The organism is Enterobacter sp. RHBSTW-00318, from assembly GCF_014101375.1.
GTDB lineage: Bacteria > Pseudomonadota > Gammaproteobacteria > Enterobacterales > Enterobacteriaceae > Enterobacter > Enterobacter ludwigii.
This window is the reverse complement of the sequence record NZ_JABXQH010000001.1, coordinates 3,953,784-3,970,283: the sequence shown is the minus strand read 5'-3', so window position 1 is coordinate 3,970,283 and position 16,500 is coordinate 3,953,784. Positions and strand designations below refer to the sequence as shown.

At 42.8% G+C, this 16,500-nt stretch carries 17 protein-coding genes and 1 pseudogene; 13 read left to right on the top strand and 5 right to left on the bottom strand.

Going from position 1 to position 16,500, the window contains the following annotated elements; all coding sequences use genetic code 11:
* Positions 1-22: 22 nt before the first annotated feature.
* A protein-coding gene (locus tag HV157_RS19620; RefSeq protein WP_232937292.1) for an IS1 family transposase occupies positions 23-720 on the bottom strand; the annotation gives its coding sequence in 2 pieces (ribosomal slippage) (positions 23-471 and positions 471-720; 699 coding nt in all).
* Positions 721-804: 84 nt separating this feature from the next.
* Between HV157_RS19620 and HV157_RS26300 the strand changes: the two are divergent.
* From HV157_RS26300 to HV157_RS19600, 3 genes and pseudogenes are all read left to right on the top strand, one after another.
* Positions 805-1,206, top strand: a pseudogene (locus tag HV157_RS26300) (relaxase); the annotation flags it as partial.
* A 506-nt stretch (positions 1,207-1,712) separates the two neighbouring features.
* Positions 1,713-2,099 carry a hypothetical protein gene (locus HV157_RS19605; RefSeq protein ID WP_016239665.1) on the top strand — a complete coding sequence of 129 codons (387 nt, stop codon included), beginning with the start codon at positions 1,713-1,715 and terminating at the stop codon, positions 2,097-2,099.
* 19 nt (positions 2,100-2,118) lie between these two features.
* Positions 2,119-2,382 carry a hypothetical protein gene (locus HV157_RS19600; RefSeq protein WP_016239666.1) on the top strand — a complete coding sequence of 88 codons (264 nt, stop codon included), beginning with the start codon at positions 2,119-2,121 and terminating at the stop codon, positions 2,380-2,382.
* 110 nt (positions 2,383-2,492) lie between these two features.
* On the opposite strand, the gene HV157_RS19595 is transcribed toward HV157_RS19600, so the two are convergent.
* A protein-coding gene (locus tag HV157_RS19595; RefSeq protein ID WP_232937296.1) for an IS1 family transposase occupies positions 2,493-3,190 on the bottom strand; the annotation gives its coding sequence in 2 pieces (ribosomal slippage) (positions 2,493-2,941 and positions 2,941-3,190; 699 coding nt in all).
* A 519-nt stretch (positions 3,191-3,709) separates the two neighbouring features.
* Between HV157_RS19595 and HV157_RS19590 the strand changes: the two genes are divergently transcribed.
* From HV157_RS19590 to HV157_RS19555, 8 genes are all read left to right on the top strand, one after another.
* Positions 3,710-4,696, top strand: a complete 987-nt coding sequence (locus tag HV157_RS19590; protein ID WP_045286509.1) for an ankyrin repeat domain-containing protein — start codon at positions 3,710-3,712, stop codon at positions 4,694-4,696.
* Between the two features lie 356 nt (positions 4,697-5,052).
* Positions 5,053-5,493 carry a hypothetical protein gene (locus HV157_RS19585; RefSeq protein ID WP_045286508.1) on the top strand — a complete coding sequence of 147 codons (441 nt, stop codon included), beginning with the start codon at positions 5,053-5,055 and terminating at the stop codon, positions 5,491-5,493.
* Positions 5,494-5,508: 15 nt separating this feature from the next.
* A complete protein-coding gene (locus tag HV157_RS19580) occupies positions 5,509-6,453 on the top strand; it encodes an ankyrin repeat domain-containing protein (protein ID WP_045286507.1) in 945 nt (314 codons plus the stop codon).
* Positions 6,454-6,630: 177 nt separating this feature from the next.
* Positions 6,631-7,035: a hypothetical protein gene (locus HV157_RS19575; RefSeq protein WP_001594377.1), complete on the top strand. Its 405-nt coding sequence runs from the start codon at positions 6,631-6,633 to the stop codon at positions 7,033-7,035.
* Complete coding sequence (locus HV157_RS19570) at positions 7,032-8,261, top strand: relaxase/mobilization nuclease domain-containing protein (RefSeq protein ID WP_115186669.1); 1,230 nt, start codon at positions 7,032-7,034, stop codon at positions 8,259-8,261. Before HV157_RS19575 ends, HV157_RS19570 begins: the two co-directional genes overlap by 4 nt.
* A gap of 189 nt (positions 8,262-8,450) precedes the next feature.
* Positions 8,451-8,723, top strand: a complete 273-nt coding sequence (locus HV157_RS19565) for a hypothetical protein (RefSeq protein WP_016239672.1) — start codon at positions 8,451-8,453, stop codon at positions 8,721-8,723.
* Between the two features lie 49 nt (positions 8,724-8,772).
* Complete coding sequence (locus HV157_RS19560) at positions 8,773-9,159, top strand: hypothetical protein (protein WP_016239673.1); 387 nt, start codon at positions 8,773-8,775, stop codon at positions 9,157-9,159.
* Positions 9,160-9,185: 26 nt separating this feature from the next.
* Entirely contained in the window at positions 9,186-9,506 is a 321-nt protein-coding gene (locus HV157_RS19555) for a hypothetical protein (protein WP_016239674.1), read from the top strand.
* A 145-nt stretch (positions 9,507-9,651) separates the two neighbouring features.
* Here HV157_RS19555 and HV157_RS19550 read toward each other — a convergent pair whose 3' ends face one another.
* Complete coding sequence (locus HV157_RS19550) at positions 9,652-10,077, bottom strand: hypothetical protein (protein ID WP_004114857.1); 426 nt, start codon at positions 10,075-10,077, stop codon at positions 9,652-9,654.
* Between the two features lie 983 nt (positions 10,078-11,060).
* Between HV157_RS19550 and HV157_RS19545 the strand changes: the two genes are divergently transcribed.
* Complete coding sequence (locus HV157_RS19545) at positions 11,061-11,627, top strand: helix-turn-helix domain-containing protein (protein ID WP_016239675.1); 567 nt, start codon at positions 11,061-11,063, stop codon at positions 11,625-11,627.
* A gap of 89 nt (positions 11,628-11,716) precedes the next feature.
* Here the strand turns inward: HV157_RS19545 and HV157_RS19540 are convergent, their stop codons facing one another.
* Together HV157_RS19540 and HV157_RS19535 are read right to left on the bottom strand one after the other, a co-directional pair.
* On the bottom strand, positions 11,717-12,292 hold the full coding sequence (locus HV157_RS19540; RefSeq protein WP_016239676.1) for a hypothetical protein: 576 nt from the start codon (positions 12,290-12,292) through the stop codon (positions 11,717-11,719).
* Positions 12,289-13,758 (bottom strand): tyrosine-type recombinase/integrase, encoded by a 1,470-nt coding sequence (locus tag HV157_RS19535; protein WP_016239677.1) that lies wholly within the window; start codon positions 13,756-13,758, stop codon positions 12,289-12,291. The genes HV157_RS19540 and HV157_RS19535 overlap by 4 nt, the downstream gene beginning before the upstream one ends.
* A gap of 159 nt (positions 13,759-13,917) precedes the next feature.
* On the opposite strand from HV157_RS19535, the gene mutS reads away from it, so the two are divergent.
* Positions 13,918-16,485 carry a DNA mismatch repair protein MutS gene (mutS, locus tag HV157_RS19530; RefSeq protein ID WP_182378596.1) on the top strand — a complete coding sequence of 856 codons (2,568 nt, stop codon included), beginning with the start codon at positions 13,918-13,920 and terminating at the stop codon, positions 16,483-16,485.
* Positions 16,486-16,500: the final 15 nt, after the last annotated feature.

Here is a 16,500-nt window from a genome sequence, read left to right as displayed (position 1 = left end):
ACTATTTGGTAATGGTCCCAACTTATTGATAGTGTTTTATGTTCAGATAATGCCCGATGACTTTGTCATGCAGCTCCACCGATTTTGAGAACGACAGCGACTTCCGTCCCAGCCGTGCCAGGTGCTGCCTCAGATTCAGGTTATGCCGCTCAATTCGCTGCGTATATCGCTTGCTGATTACGTGCAGCTTTCCCTTCAGGCGGGATTCATACAGCGGCCAGCCATCCGTCATCCATATCACCACGTCAAAGGGTGACAGCAGGCTCATAAGACGCTCCAGTGTGGCCAGAGTGCGTTCACCGAAGACGTGCGCCACAACCGTCCTCCGTATCCTGTCATACGCGTAAAACAACCAACGCTGGCGTGATTTAGCGCCGACGTAACCCCACTGTTCGTCCATTTCCGCGCAAACAATGACGTCACTGCCCGGTTGTATGCGTGAGTTTACCGACTGCGGCCTGAGTTTTTTACGTGTCGTAAAACCGTGTTGAGGCCAACGCCCATAATGCGTGCACTGGCGCGACATCCGACGCCATTCATGGCCATATCAATGATTTTCTGGTGTGTACCGGGCCGAGAGGCGGTGTAAGTGAACTGTAGCTGCCATGTTTTACGGCAATGAGAGCAGAGATAGCGCTGATGTCCGGCAGTGCTTTTGCCGTTACGCACCACGCCTTCAGTAGCGGAGCAGGAAGGACATCTGATGGAAATGGAAGCCACGCAAGCACCTTAAAATCACCATCATACACTAAATCAGTAAGTTGGCAGCATTACCCTGCTCCTGCTCCTGCTCCTGCTCCTGCTCCTGCTCCTGCTCCTGCTCCTGCTCCTGCTCCTGCTCCTGCTCCTGCTCCTGCTCCTGCTCCTGCTCCTGCTCCTGCTCCTGCTCCTGCAACGATTTTAAGGACAACTGAGAGAAGGGAAAGTATCGGTGGAAAAATTGCAGAACTGGAATTACGGCTCAGAGAAGACAAACGGAACGAAATCGTAGAAAAGATCCTTCAAAAGAATGCCGTCAAACAGCAAAAGCATCTCAGGCTTATCGGCTGGCTTCCATTTCTTAGAAGGTTTACAGAGCTTCTCCGAAGCTATGGTAAGAGCATTCTTCATAAGCCCCTCCCTGGATTCTCAAAACTCTATGCCACAGGGCCTCTACGCAAAGGAAAAAAATTCATTTATAGACAACAAGTTACTGCTTACCCCTGACAGTAAAATCATTTTGATAGTAGTAAATTTAGGATAAGTCAATAATAAATTGATCGTTATTACAGATCGATAATCTATCTATGATAGTCATCACCTATCAATTACCGATAATCGATCGGTGCAATCAATTTTACTAAAGCCAACGAGTCATCGAGAATCCCTACAAACACGCAGTAAATCTTCTACCCTGGGGTTACCATGAAGAACGAAACAATAAAGTGCCCATTTTGTTTTAAAGAGAGTCCGTTCGGTGTTCGTGTCTGCACTGGCTGTCATTCGACTATCAAATATGGAGCCGTTTCATCCTGGTTAGCTTTACTCATAGGAATTGTGCTGTTAGTAATTGCTTTCTTCATATTTGCTATCAGTCAAAGTTTTATATTAACTGTCGTTATCTATTTTGCCTCGGCAATTTTTTTAAGATTTTATTTGCGTAAGAAATTTTCACACAGAGCCATTTTCACACATAAAAGCTAACCCCGGCCAAATATAATAAGGATGATAAAATGAATAAATTTATTGTTACATCATTTTTTATTGCAATATTTTCAATTTCTGGCTGTTCAACATCAGGGAACCAAAAAATTAAAAATGAAACTGCTCAAAGTCTACAATCAAAAATAATTAAAAACAAAACAACTAAAGCAGAGCTACTTGCTCAACTTGGTGAGCCTGACACCAGAACGACTCTTGACGATGGCAACGAGCAATGGAGATATTTCATGTATAACAATCAGTTTAATGCCTCGACTTTTATCCCTGTTGTCGGTTTGCTAACTGGCGGTTCCCAGACTCAGTCTAAATCTCTCGAAATCGACTTCAATGGAGAAACCGTAAGCAAATGGACATTCTCTACTGATAATAACAATACAAAATCTGGCATTCTTAATTAATCGTTTCCGGAATAAGAAAATGAAAACATACTCAATTCTCGCAGTTATCCTTTCTACTTTTCTATTAACAGCCTGTAATTCCGAACCTTCTGAAAAAGATATTTATTCTGCTTTAAGTAAATGGACGGGAAGCCAACTGACCTCAGTGAAAAAAGTAGATTGCACGAAAGAATCAGATAAAAGCTATAAATGTAATGTAGTGATGGATATTAGTGGTTTAAAACAAGCAGCATCAATTAAACTCCTAAAAACAGATGACGGCTGGCAATTTGTGGGTGATTAAGATTGATTAACTATTGAAATGAAGCTCCCGAACGGGAGCTTTTATAATCGGCTATTTGCATTCTGAGGTAGGATCGCAAATTTAGCCAAGAATTGGGTAATGACTCCAACTTATTGATAGTGTTTTATGTTCAGATAATGCCCGATGACTTTGTCATGCAGCTCCACCGATTTTGAGAACGACAGTGACTTCCGTCCCAGCCTTGCCAGATGTTGTCTCAGATTCAGGTTATGTCGCTCAATGCGCTGAGTGTAACGCTTGCTGATTACGTGCAGCTTTCCCTTCAGGCGGGATTCATACAGCGGCCAGCCATCCGTCATCCATACCACGACCTCAAAGGCCGACAGCAGGCTCAGAAGACGCTCCAGTGTGGCCAGAGTGCGTTCACCGAAGACGTGCGCCACAACCGTCCTCCGTATCCTGTCATACGCGTAAAACAGCCAGCGCTGACGTGATTTAGCACCGACGTATCCCCACTGTTCGTCCATTTCCGCGCAGACGATGACGTCACTGCCCGGCTGTATGCGCGAGGTTACCGACTGCGGCCTGAGTTTTTTAAGTGACGTAAAATCGTGTTGAGGCCAACGCCCATAATGCGGGCGGTTGCCCGGCATCCAACACCATTCATGGCCATATCAATGATTTTCTGGTGCGTACCGGGTTGAGAAGCGGTGTAAGTGAACTGCAGTTGCCATGTTTTACGGCAGTGAGAGCAGAGATAGCGCTGATGTCCGGCAGTGCTTTTGCCGTTACGCACCACCCCGTCAGTAGCTGAACAGGAGGGACAGCTGATATAAACAGAAGCCACTGGAGCACCTCAAAAACACCATCATACACTAAATCAGTAAGTTGGCAGCATCACCCCTTCCTGGCTGTTGAAAAAGACTCCGCTGCTTAAATTTTAAATGAGCATCCTCAAGCCGAATAACTTAAAGGATGCTCTTCAAATTTTAATAAGAATTATCAACAGAAAAAAACCTCATAAAAAACACTACTCATTTAATTTCCAAAATTAAGAAGAACATTAATAACCACCATTATATTACATGATCTTTTCCATATCCTATAGCATTACTCTCTATATTATTAATATCTGAGCCTCTAATTATCTCCTTTATACAAATTAGTTCCAATATGGATAAATATTCTTGTGAAAATGGTTAATCCACATCACATAGGATAACCTTAACGTCCCTATGTTCCATTAAGTTAAGAATAACCTCAAGCAAACCAAATCAGATACCCCCTAATAAAACAAAAATAAATTTGAATACCGTAAAATCTGGTGTCATTAATATCTTGAAAACAACAAAAAAGGAGATAAACAATGATATCAAGAGAAAATAATAAAAATAACCTATTCCGTGTAAAGTCTAAAAATGGTGTCCTTCGTTGCCTCAAGGCTGGCATGGATATAAATATGTGCAATAGTAAAGGTCAAACTGCTCTTTTTACCTGTAATGTACCCGAAGCTATACAGGCAATGATTGACGCTGACATTGACATTCACCACTTAGACAATGACGGAAACAATGCATTGTTTTATGCTCAAAATATAGAGACGGTGGAACTTCTTGTCAGCAATGGAATTAATGTAAACCACAGAAACAAGTCAGGCACCCTTGCCATACAGCATATTAATGTTTCACCTGGGTTAATAAAATATCTTATCAAAGCAGGACTAGATATCCATGCCAAAGATAGCTATGGCAATTCCTTTCTTTTCATTCCATTTGAAGGATATGTGTACGATGCACTAATTGAGGCTGGTTGCGACATTAATCATAAAAATATAAGTGGACAGACAGCATTCGATCACTGGCAGTCAGAAAATAATAGCATAGTTGGTAAATATACGCACTGGGAATCTAAAAATGATAACTACATGCGCTTCCTTATCCGTAATATTCACCTTACAAACAGTTCAAAAATTGTATTCAAGAACATTACATTTAAATCAATTGAGCTGTTGTCATTGCTTATAAAACAAAAAAATGAATTTGAGATAAGTGATAAATGTATCATAACACCAACAAATGCCGACGCTAAAAAATTAATTTTACAACTAAAGAAGCTGACAGACATTAGTCATGTTTGGTTTTACATAAGCAGTACATATCTACTGACGCACTATGCAGGAAGACTGCTAATTAAATGGTTAATACGTAATGATATAAAAGTTGATATAGAATCACTAAAAGAACGCTACTTCTATGAAGAAATCCTCCAGGAAAAATCACAGAGAGAGCAAAAGGTTTTACGAACAACGCTTCAACCAGTTACCTGTAAAGCAATTACAAAAAAAAGATTATGAATTGAATCTGCCTGAACACTCTCCCCTTGGCTTTAACCTTTAGTTAGATAGCCAAGGGGCGCTAACATCATTAATTTAATACAAAGCCCCACATTGCACCTTAGCACTTTGATAAATTTATTTTTTAAAACACCCTCATCGCCAATTCATACAATATCAATCACTACTCTCAAACCAAATCAATCAAATAAAACACAGCACTTTTTGATAAAAATAATATAACAATGAAAAACAACACCTTATATGAAATATAATAAAAATATAACTATTTAATTAAATAAATATAAAAATATATTTGCATTTTGTTTATTTAATAATATATATTTCATTTGTTAATTAAATAAAGGAGAACTAAAATGAATAAAACAAACTATCCAAGCCTGACTAACTATCTCGCCAAAACAAAAAAGAACGCAGATCTTTATAGATTATATAATCCACAATTTTCTTTTTTCTGCAAAAGTGACACTCAGGAGCAAAGATTTTATTTCGATTATTTCTCAAGACATATGGTCTCGAAGAGAAATATTTTAACCGTATTCTCTATCTATACATTCACCTCTTATAACATGAACAAAAAAGAGACAATAAAAAATTTCATTCGATTTCTCAAAACGACGAATGAAAGTACATTCCATAATGCTTTTTCATTTCGCGGTGGTAACATTTTGTATGTAAGCAACAAAAACATGTTGAAAGAGATCTCATGGTTTTCACTCGCTCGAATTTACGAAGACATTAAAAAAATAAAGGAATATAAAACCAACCATGAAAACTATATCAGATTAGTCGCTTAACAGAGGAGAAAAATTATGAATAACAACGCAATAAATGCATTACTCTCTTGTAAAACTCCAAAAGACATTCAGGCTTGCATTACTGCAGGCTCCGATATTAATACACTGGATTCGTTTGGAAGAAATATACTGTTTTACTGTAAAAACCCAAGAATGATTGACACTCTGGTTAAAGCAGGAATAGATTTTAACCATGTTGACAACTATGGTCACAATGTTTTGTTTAACCAGCGAAATCCTCACATACTGAAAAAATTGATTGATTCCGGCGTAGATATACACCACAAAAATGGTCTCGGCCAAACCTGTTTATGCTCGTTAGCTGATAATATATCCTGTTGCAAAACCCTGATCAATGCTGGAATTAATGTCAACAATGTGGATAAATGCGGAAGAACAATACTTTTTTACGTAAAAAATCACTCTATCTTTGATTTGATGGTACAGGCCGGTTGCGATATAAACCACAGAGATAACCAGGGTCATGGTATTTTTGAAATTTGCTATTCATTAGGCGATTTCAAAGCCAAAATGCTCATTCGTCATATTAGTATGAAGGATAGCAGTCCAGTAATTTTCAACTACCTCAACAGCGAAAGTCTGCAGATAATGGATTTGCTTCAGAAGAAAAACCTTAACTTTACTATCTCTGATAACTGCCAGGTTTATCTAAGTGCCAATGAAAATGAAATGAGCTCTTTCTTCAGTGAACTAAAGAAGAAGACAGATATCAGCAACACACATTTTCGCCATATTGTACTGCGAGGTTATGATTTACGCGGGGACATTGAAACCATTAAATGGTTTATCCGCAATGATATCAAAATAGATAAAAAACAACTGGAACAGCATATTCGACATGATGAGATTTGTAAATATATAGCAGAACATGAGAGAAAGAAACTTAGCGAAATTATGAAACAAACAATCTCTTTAATGCCAGTAAAACGTAGATTGTAACCTCCGCCCCTCCTCACTGTCATAATGAATTTAATATGAACCCTATTTTTACCCAGAGCAGATTACCTAATTAGCAATCTGCTCCACCTCTCTTATTTATAAATTTCGACAATGCCTTGACTTATTTTACCAATGCGCTAACTGTAGATCATGAACACATTTTAAAAAAGGTTAGATATGCATAAAAATGAAAGTAAAGAAGATCTATCAAGAAGCTCAAGAAGAGGTAAATTCCATACAGCAAAATATTCACCTAATGAAGTTCGAACTCACTGCGTCAGCGTTCGGTTAAACGAAGAAGAATTATCTATTCTCGATAGTAAAAGAGGCCCTTATAAAAAAGGGGAATGGCTAAGAATGGCATCCCTCAACAAACTCCCACCGGTATTACCTGAAATCAATCGTGAAGCATGGATTAAACTCGGCAACCTTTCACAGGATTTAAACCGCCTGCTGAATCATCTCGACAGCAAAAGCCCTGACAGCGAACTGACCCGTACAGAACTCTTCGCCCTGCGCAGACAAATCAAAACTCTCAGGGATCACCTTATTCCATCAACCTTTCTGGAGCAAGACCAGTGAAAGGCATGCAGAAAATAAAGCGGGGTAAACAGTTTGCAGGTGTGGTTCTCTATAGCCTTAAGCCAGGATCTCACCACAAAATCACGCCTTATATTATCGGTGGCAACATGACGGGAAGCACTGCTGCTGAACTTATCAGTGAATTTGAAGGCACAAGACTACTGCGCCCCGGTGTCGCCAAACCTGTCTGGCATAATTCGCTTCGCCTGCCAAAGGGAGAAACACTGTCAGTCAGACAATGGGCGGCATTCGCTGACGATTATATGACCCGGATGGGATTCACTGAAACCCATCTTCGCTGCTATATCATGCACGATGATTCGGACGGGCAGCATATCCATATAATAGCTAACAGAATTAACATGGTCGGTGGGAAATTATACCTTGGTAAAAATGAAAACCTCATCAGTACCCGGATTATCAGCGAACTGGAGAAAGTCCACAAACTCACTCAAACTACACCTGCAAACAGTGGTCATCGTCAGGAGAAAAGAAAGCCTTCCCGCAATGAGCTGATGATGGCTGAACGAACGACAACTCTCTGCCCCAAGTCCACTCTGCAGAGCCTGATTGATAATGCGTTAACCGGCCGCCCTGATTTGCTGACTTTTATCACTATGCTGGAAAAGGAAGGCGTGAACTGTAAACCCAATATCGCCTTAACGGGAAAAATGAACGGCTTTTCATTTCAGTATCAGGGCATTGCCTTTAAAGCATCTCAGTTGGGTAAGAAATATGGCTGGTCTTACCTGCAAACGCTGATTGATTTCGTACCGGAACATCTGACTTTACTGAAACAAGCACAAAAGCCAATACTACCTGCACCAGTGCCAGTGCCAGTGCCAGTGCCAGTGCCAGTGCCAGTGCCATCATGCGAGTCTGAAGAACAGGCTGCAAACCGGGAAACGATTCTGGAGAAAATCCATCAGCTTGAAGAAAAAATTCGTCTGGAAAGACAACAGGAGACAGTGGGTATCATTCAGCTCAGGAGCAAGCTGCACAATACAACCCGTCAGATACCCCGCCAGCGTCGCCTGAAGGTGTGGCTTTTATTACTCAACCAAATTGTTGTACTTCTAAGGCGCAGGGGAATGTCACTGCTGCATGCCACAACACATCCTTTCCGCAAGATTCTTCATCTGCACCTGTTAGCACCCGTTCCTTTCACAGCCAGTCATTCTCCTCAGGAACAATCAGTTAGGAATAACCAGCACCACACACCATAAGGTGTGCTAGTCCATAACGAAACAATAGTCAATGAATAATTGATCGTTTGTATAGATCGATAATTAAGTTATGATAGCCATAAGCTATCACGAAGTAATCATCGATCGGTACAAGCAATTTTACTAAAGCGGGTCATTCATCGAAAATGTTCAAAAATACATCATCTTAAATCAGTCCTTGGAGTCACGATGGATAATAAAACGATTAGCTGCCCCTTCTGCTTTACACAAAGCCCACATGGTGTGCGGGTTTGCAAAGGCTGTCATGCAAAAGTGGCCTATGGTGAAAGCCCGCTCAGTGTGGCATTCTTGTTTCAATTCGTGGCATTAGCTATCGCCTGGTTAGTATTTTCATTAACCGGCAGCACTCCTGTCTCAGTCATTACGTTTTTTGCCAGCGTCATTATTCTTATCTGCATTATTAAAAAGAAATATGCAGATAGAGTTATTTTTATACGGTGATATTAATTTCACACTACCGCAAACATAAAAAACTAATATGAGATAACTTATGAACAGATTCATGATTTCTGTGTTTTTTATTTCTTCTTTCCTTATTTCTGGTTGTTCAACATCAGGCAATCAGCAACTGAAAAAAGAAACATCACAAAGTCTGCAGTCTAAAATCATCAAAAATAAAACAACGAAATCAGAAATCATTACCGCATTAGGTGAGCCCGAAACCAAGACTACACTTGATAGTGGAAATGAAGAATGGACTTATTCGATGGATAACAATCAGTTTGATGCCACCACATTTATTCCCGTTGTTGGGCTGCTGACGGGGGGCTCACAGACGCAGGCCAAAACGCTGGAAATCGAATTTAAAGGAGAAACGGTCAGCAAATGCTCGTTCTCTGAAAATAAAAGCAGAATGAATACAGGTCTGATTCAATAACTCACGTTACAGCCAGGGAATTATTTATGAAAACTTATGCCGTTATCACACTCGTTACCGCTGCATCGTTGCTGAGTGGCTGTAACAGCGAACCTTCCGAACAGGATATTTACACTGCCATGAATAAGGTCGTTGCGCAGGCGAATGCTTTCGTGAAATCTATAGCAGGCAAGGATGTCCCAAAAGACGCACTGCGCGAATTAAAATCAGTCAAAAAGCATGACTGCGTAGAAGTCTCTGATCAAAGTTATAAATGCAATGTGACGGCTATTGTCGATAACGAAAAGCGTACTGCTGCTGTAACCCTTGTCAAAACGGATGATGGCTGGCAGGTCGTTGATAAGTAAACCCACCTTAAAGCCATCACGACAGGCGGGACGCCAACTGGGTGGCTCCTGCCTTTTTAATACTCGATTATGACCTGCCGGAAACGCCAGCTCCATTTCTCTCCACCATTCAGCATCCCATTCCTTGTACACGCTGCTGCCGCTATCAAAGTCTTTTCCTGATCACTGAGCCTGGCGGAGTATAAGCCAGAGAGCCTGCAATGCGTTTCTTTTCATACTGAGCCAGCAAATCAGCATAAATATGCTCTGCTTCGTCCAGATTGCCTGAAATATAATTCACAAGTGAATTCAGGCAATGCAGCAATGTATTGCTGTTTGCAAGCTTCCTGAGCAGAGTTGTGTTCAGGGTTGAAACGACTCCTGTAAACATCTGCATAATATTATCAACGTGATAACATGAATTGCGATACTGCGCCCGTGAATAAAAATACTTCAGATGATACCCGGCGAAGAGAACATAAAGTTTTTTGTAAAAGACATTGTTATTAACGCTGTTGTGATGATGGGTTATAAATTTATCAACAACATGTATAAACTTTTCCTCCTGAGATAAAACATCAATAGCACTCATAATTTTCTCCATTTTTTACTTTTATAATTAAGTACTATCATCTTCAAAAAGTAAAATCAATAGTAATTTAAAAATATTTTTATAAAACAATATTTATTCTATTCTCACTTAAAACAGCTTTCACTGTGGAGATATTGAGTCCTCCAGATTGCATTACTATTTCATATTTCAATTATCTGAGTCATTTCCATATTTCAGATAAAAAAACCACAGGAATATTTTTGAGAGCGTGCTACGCACTGGCTTACGCCCCGACTACCGATAAATGTTAATTATTTTTACCAAACCGGTGAAAACCATAATTTTGTTTCCCTGGCAGCGCCGCTGAGTGCCCACAGCACTCACTCGCTGAAGCAGAAAGGGTTTTTCCGAAGGGTCCCGGCGTGAGCCGTACTCAGCAAATGGGCAAATCATGTATCTGTGTTCGCTTTCCCGATCAACTCAGCCTCCTGATTTTTTGCGCGAAGCGTATTTGTAATGACAGTTAACCTCAGGTCTATGAACTCGTGCGCGAAGCGTATTTATACTTACAGAAAATACTGTAGTAATGTTCTGAAGCCCAATGGCGCAACACACAGTTGCGCATGCTTCCCTTAAGAAATGATATTATATAAGAAAAACAATAATAAAAGTATTTTCATCAGGTACACCAAGGCCTTGATTATCGTTCTAATGCAAAACTGTGGTTTCTTATTTCTTTATCACTCTTTTATCTTGCAGAACACATTTGAAAATTAACCAATAAAATCAATTAATTAAACAAACCCTGTCGTTATTAACTTCAGCACCAAAAATCATTAATTACATAACAGGTGATGGTGAAATTTAGCACCCCTTGTTTTAAATTTGATAACCAACCATCTCCCGCTAAATAACAACCGTAAAATCTCAAAGTAAATACAATTAAATAATGCTACCACCAAAGTTGACAAATAAATTAAATGTGCCATATATGTAATCACAACAATAAAAAAGGAGCCATCATGTCAATCACAAGCGTTGTATTAACTAAAGAACAAAAGTCCATTATTGCAGAAGCATTAGAGGTTATGCCTGAAGATCTGGAAGAAATAAAGATTAAAGCAAATAGCTATAAAAAAACGTCATTCAGAGACGATTTCTCAATGATATTCAAAGGCAATATGGCCACACTCGCCAGGATGGATTTGACGCCCACAGCGTTTAGAATTGTGCTTTATCTCTTCTCAGTAATTGATTATGGAAATATTATCCCTGATTTTTCACAGTCACGTATAGCCAAAGATCTTGGGCTGAATAAATCAAATGTCTCACGCGCATTCAAAGAGTTATTTGAGAGAAAAATACTTATTCGTGACGCCATAGATAACCAAGTATACCTTAATTCAAACTTGTGTGTTAAAGGAATCCCTCGTCGTTTCAATGAAGATCTGATGGATAAATTTAGAAAGTCCAGACTGGAGACAGAAGACTTTGCCAATTCGTTTAACTTTTATCGTGCAGGGAGTAAAACAAAGCCGGTTAAAAATCCCAAAAGAAGATATCCTACAGACGGCATTCCATTTGATTAAAATAATAAATAATGCTGTTGAACAATTTATACTTCCGCAAATGACTATTTCCCAATACAAATTCAACTTTATATTGGGAATAAAACTAATCATAAGATATCATTAAGTATATGACGTTCTTGTTCAACTTCACATGATTTAATCATCCCACTTAGTACTCTAACAAAAACGTCATTCCATTTCTGACGCTCTCTCGAAGTATGCCAGTTCTCAAACAACACTTTTTCAAGAGAGATCCAAATAACTTCTGCGCGAGAGGTATTTAATAGCTCCTTGAATACTTCGTCAGATACAGTAAGAGCATGAGAATAGATTTTATTATCAATAGTCCAGAAAGGCTCTGGCTTGGTAAAATCAGTCAAAGAAGCAAAAGCCAACCCACGGATCTGTGCTGCTTCCATTGTGCTGTTCACTTTATGATGATCCCGCCATGTTCTTAAATCACCTAAAAGATAATTTACTCGTTGATTCCTTGCCTTGCTGTCTTCTGCCTGGTATTGAATATAAGCGGGACCATTACCAGTCTGGCGATAACGAGCCAATGTTTTGACACTTACACCAAGATAAAGGGCCGAAACTTCAGCACTCAGGGTTGCATCATCTGGCATACTACCAAATAGCCGCCATACTTCGGCGTATTCCCTTAAAGTATCAATAGTACTCATTCCTTGTTCTCCTGATTTACTGGCAATGGTGGATACTTCGCTGAAGCCAAAAGTGTATTATACAATTCTGGTGACGTCATCAGCATATGAAGCTCAATCAGTTGAAGAGCCTCAAATACCCGCTCTTTATCAGGCTCAGCATATCTTTCAGTAGGGTCTGTGGTATTACGGTGGTTAAGCAATCTTTTCACCACTGCATACGAAGTAAGCCCTTCTGCAACTCGACCAAAGGTTCTTCGTAGATCGTGCATTCCCAACTTTATTATTCCGGCTTCCAGACAGATATACTCGCGTAAGCTTTTACTATCAGAATAGTGCCCAACCTTACTCCGCGACGAACGAGCCGGAAAAACCCATTTGCGTTTATCTGCGCGTATTTCGGTATCATTGACGATATCTCGCCGGTCTTCCAGAATTCGCTTTGTCGCATCGCAGATTGGAAGCTCATGGTCATTACGATTCTTCGTGTCGTAAAAGCGAATCACTCGATTTTCGAGATCGACATAGCTGGTCGTTCTAGCCTCTTCTTGTGTCAGGGCCTCTCGCCAGCACAGTGTTGCTGTTTCTTCCTTCCTGGCTCCTGTCAGAATGGTCAGCAACAGATAATCACAACCCAAGCGATTAAAACTTCGCTTATTGTGTAATGCAGTTAAGAACCGTCCCAAAGTATCTTTTGGGGACAATGGATTTCGAACGCCCTTGGCACGATAGCTATCTTCCAGCTCAGATCGTGTTCTGAACTTCTTCTGTACCTTTAAAATTGAAAAAGGGTTGTAGGACAACGAAGGTTGTCGTTGCTGGGTCTGAGCATTCCCAGCTTCAATCTCGATTGCGTGTTTTACAGCAACATTGGCCCACCTAAAAGTCTGTTCTGCTGCTGTTCTGGCTCTTGAAGCAAGCTCGTCAAACTTCCGAAGGATTTCATTACCAGTAAGATCCTTGATTCGAAGGTTTTGCCATTCTTTCAACCGATTCTCAGCTTTGTTTAACACATTGAGAGTGTTTGGTTTAGCAGGTTTGGTTCTGCCAAGTAAGTGACTCCTGTATTGGGCAAAAGCTTCACTCACAGTCAATTCAGCCAGATCGAGTTCCCTTTTAATCTTGTTGGGATTTCTCTTTGTTGCAATCATTGTCTGAACCAACTGCCGAGCTGCCTCACGGGCTTGATCGATACTCGGAAAATCGGACACATTCCCAACCTTTACTTTCAAGACAGAGCTTGGCTTCTTACCCTCACTGACATTACGATCTGACGAGGCTACTCTTCGCTGGATTACATAGGTTTTTTTCGTCAAACTGACCTTCACACCGAAGCCAACGGGTGAATCTCGATGATCGTCAAAAACTATGTAAGGTTTTTGGTCAGGGTTGGCTTCGAAAACGACTTTTCCAGAACTACTGAGTTCAGGCTTAACATTAATACTTAACTTATTGATAATAAAAGCCTGATTGAGAGTTGTTTTCAAAGCATCACCACCATTTGTAGCCCAGAGAAGGAGTAAAACTAATCTATCACACCTTGAGCTACAATTGAGCTACAAATTTATTGGTTTATATGGGTTTAAAGGGGTTTTACCTAGGGCCATATGAGCACTTGAAAGAATTAAATAATGAGTAAAATCAATATGAATGAAGACATTGATAAGGACTTCTCTAGCCATACACCGATGATGCAGCAGTACCTGAAGCTGAAAGCACAGCATCCGGAAATCTTGTTGTTCTACCGAATGGGCGATTTTTACGAGCTATTTTATGACGATGCCAGACGTGCGTCGCAGCTGCTCGATATCTCGCTGACCCGGCGTGGCGCATCTGCAGGCGAGCCCATTCCCATGGCCGGTATTCCGCATCACGCGGTAGAAAACTACCTTGCGAAACTGGTGAATCAGGGTGAGTCAGTCGCCATTTGCGAACAGATCGGCGATCCGGCAACCTCAAAAGGGCCGGTTGAGCGCAAAGTCGTGCGCATCGTCACGCCTGGTACGATCAGCGACGAAGCCCTGCTGCAGGAGCGCCAGGATAACCTGCTGGCGGCACTGTGGCAGGACGGCAAAGGTTTCGGTTATGCGACGCTGGATATCAGCTCCGGACGTTTTCGTCTGAGTGAACCGGCAGATCGTGAAACGATGGCGGCTGAATTGCAGCGCACGAACCCGGCAGAACTGCTCTATGCCGAAGATTTTGCCGAGATGGCGCTGATTGAAGGCCGCCGCGGTCTGCGCCGTCGTCCGCTGTGGGAGTTCGAAATTGATACCGCGCGCCAGCAGTTGAATCTGCAGTTTGGCACCCGCGATCTGATTGGCTTTGGTGTGGAAAACGCCCCGCGCGGACTGTGTGCCGCGGGTTGCCTGCTGCAGTACGTCAAAGATACTCAGCGCACCACCCTGCCGCATATCCGCTCGATCACGATGGAGCGTCAGCAGGACAGCATCATTATGGATGCCGCGACGCGTCGAAATCTGGAGATCACCCAGAATCTGGCCGGAGGCGTGGAAAACACCCTCGCTTCCGTCCTCGACAGCACGGTGACGCCGATGGGCAGCCGTATGTTAAAACGCTGGCTGCATATGCCCATTCGCGATACCGACACGCTTACCTGTCGTCAGCAGACGATTGCCGCGTTACAGGATCGCTACAGTGAACTGCAGCCCGTGCTGCGTCAGGTCGGCGATCTGGAGCGTATTCTTGCGCGTCTGGCGCTGCGTACGGCACGTCCGCGCGACCTCGCCCGCATGCGTCATGCCTTCCAGCAGTTGCCGGAATTGCGCAGCCTGCTCGCCGATGTGGATAGCGCGCCGGTGCAGAAACTGCGTGAAACCATGGGTGAATTTAGCGAGCTGCGCGAGCTGCTCGAACGCGCCATTATTGACGCACCTCCGGTTCTGGTGCGTGACGGCGGCGTAATTGCCCCGGGCTACAACGAAGAGCTGGATGAATGGCGTGCGCTGGCCGACGGTGCCACGGACTACCTGGATAAGCTGGAAATTCGCGAGCGCGAACGCCTTGGGCTCGATACCCTCAAAGTGGGCTATAACGCGGTTCACGGTTACTACATTCAGATCAGCCGCGGACAAAGCCATCTGGCCCCCATTCACTACGTGCGCCGCCAGACGCTGAAAAACGCTGAGCGTTACATTATCCCTGAACTGAAAGAGTATGAGGACAAAGTTCTCACCTCGAAAGGCAAGGCGCTGGCGCTGGAGAAACAGCTGTATGAAGAGCTGTTCGACATGCTGATGCCGCACCTTGCAGACCTGCAGTCAAGCGCCAGCGCGCTGGCAGAGCTGGACGTGCTGGTCAACCTGGCAGAACGCGCTGAAACGCTGAACTACACCTGCCCGGCCTTTACCGATAAACCCGGTATTCGTATTACCGAAGGCCGTCATCCGGTTGTGGAACGGGTGCTGAACGAGCCGTTCATCGCCAACCCGCTAAGCCTGTCGCCACAGAGAAGAATGCTGATCATTACCGGTCCAAACATGGGCGGTAAAAGTACCTATATGCGCCAGACGGCGCTTATCGCCCTGCTCGCCTATATCGGCAGCTACGTTCCTGCGCAAAAAGTGGAGATTGGCCCTATCGACCGTATATTTACCCGTGTCGGGGCAGCGGACGATCTGGCCAGCGGCCGCTCAACCTTTATGGTGGAGATGACCGAAACCGCCAATATTCTGCATAACGCGACCGAATACAGCCTGGTGTTGATGGATGAAGTCGGGCGCGGAACATCAACCTATGATGGTCTGTCACTGGCATGGGCCTGCGCTGAAAACCTTGCCAATAAGATCAAGGCAATGACGCTGTTCGCAACCCACTATTTCGAGCTGACACAGTTGCCAGAAAAGATGGAAGGCGTGGCAAACGTCCACCTCGATGCGCTGGAACACGGCGATACCATCGCCTTTATGCACACCGTACAGGATGGTGCCGCGAGCAAGAGCTATGGCCTGGCCGTGGCCGCGCTGGCGGGGGTTCCCAAAGAGGTGATCAAACGTGCGCGCCAGAAATTGCGTGAGCTGGAGAGCCTGTCACCGAATGCCGCGGCCACGCAGATTGATGGCACGCAAATGTCATTGCTAGCCCCGGCAGAAGAGACGTCACCGGCCGTTGAGGCACTGGAAAATCTCGATCCGGACTCGCTCACGCCGCGTCAGGCGCTGGAGTGGATTTATCGCCTGAAAAGCCTGGTGTAGTCTGCACCCGGTGGC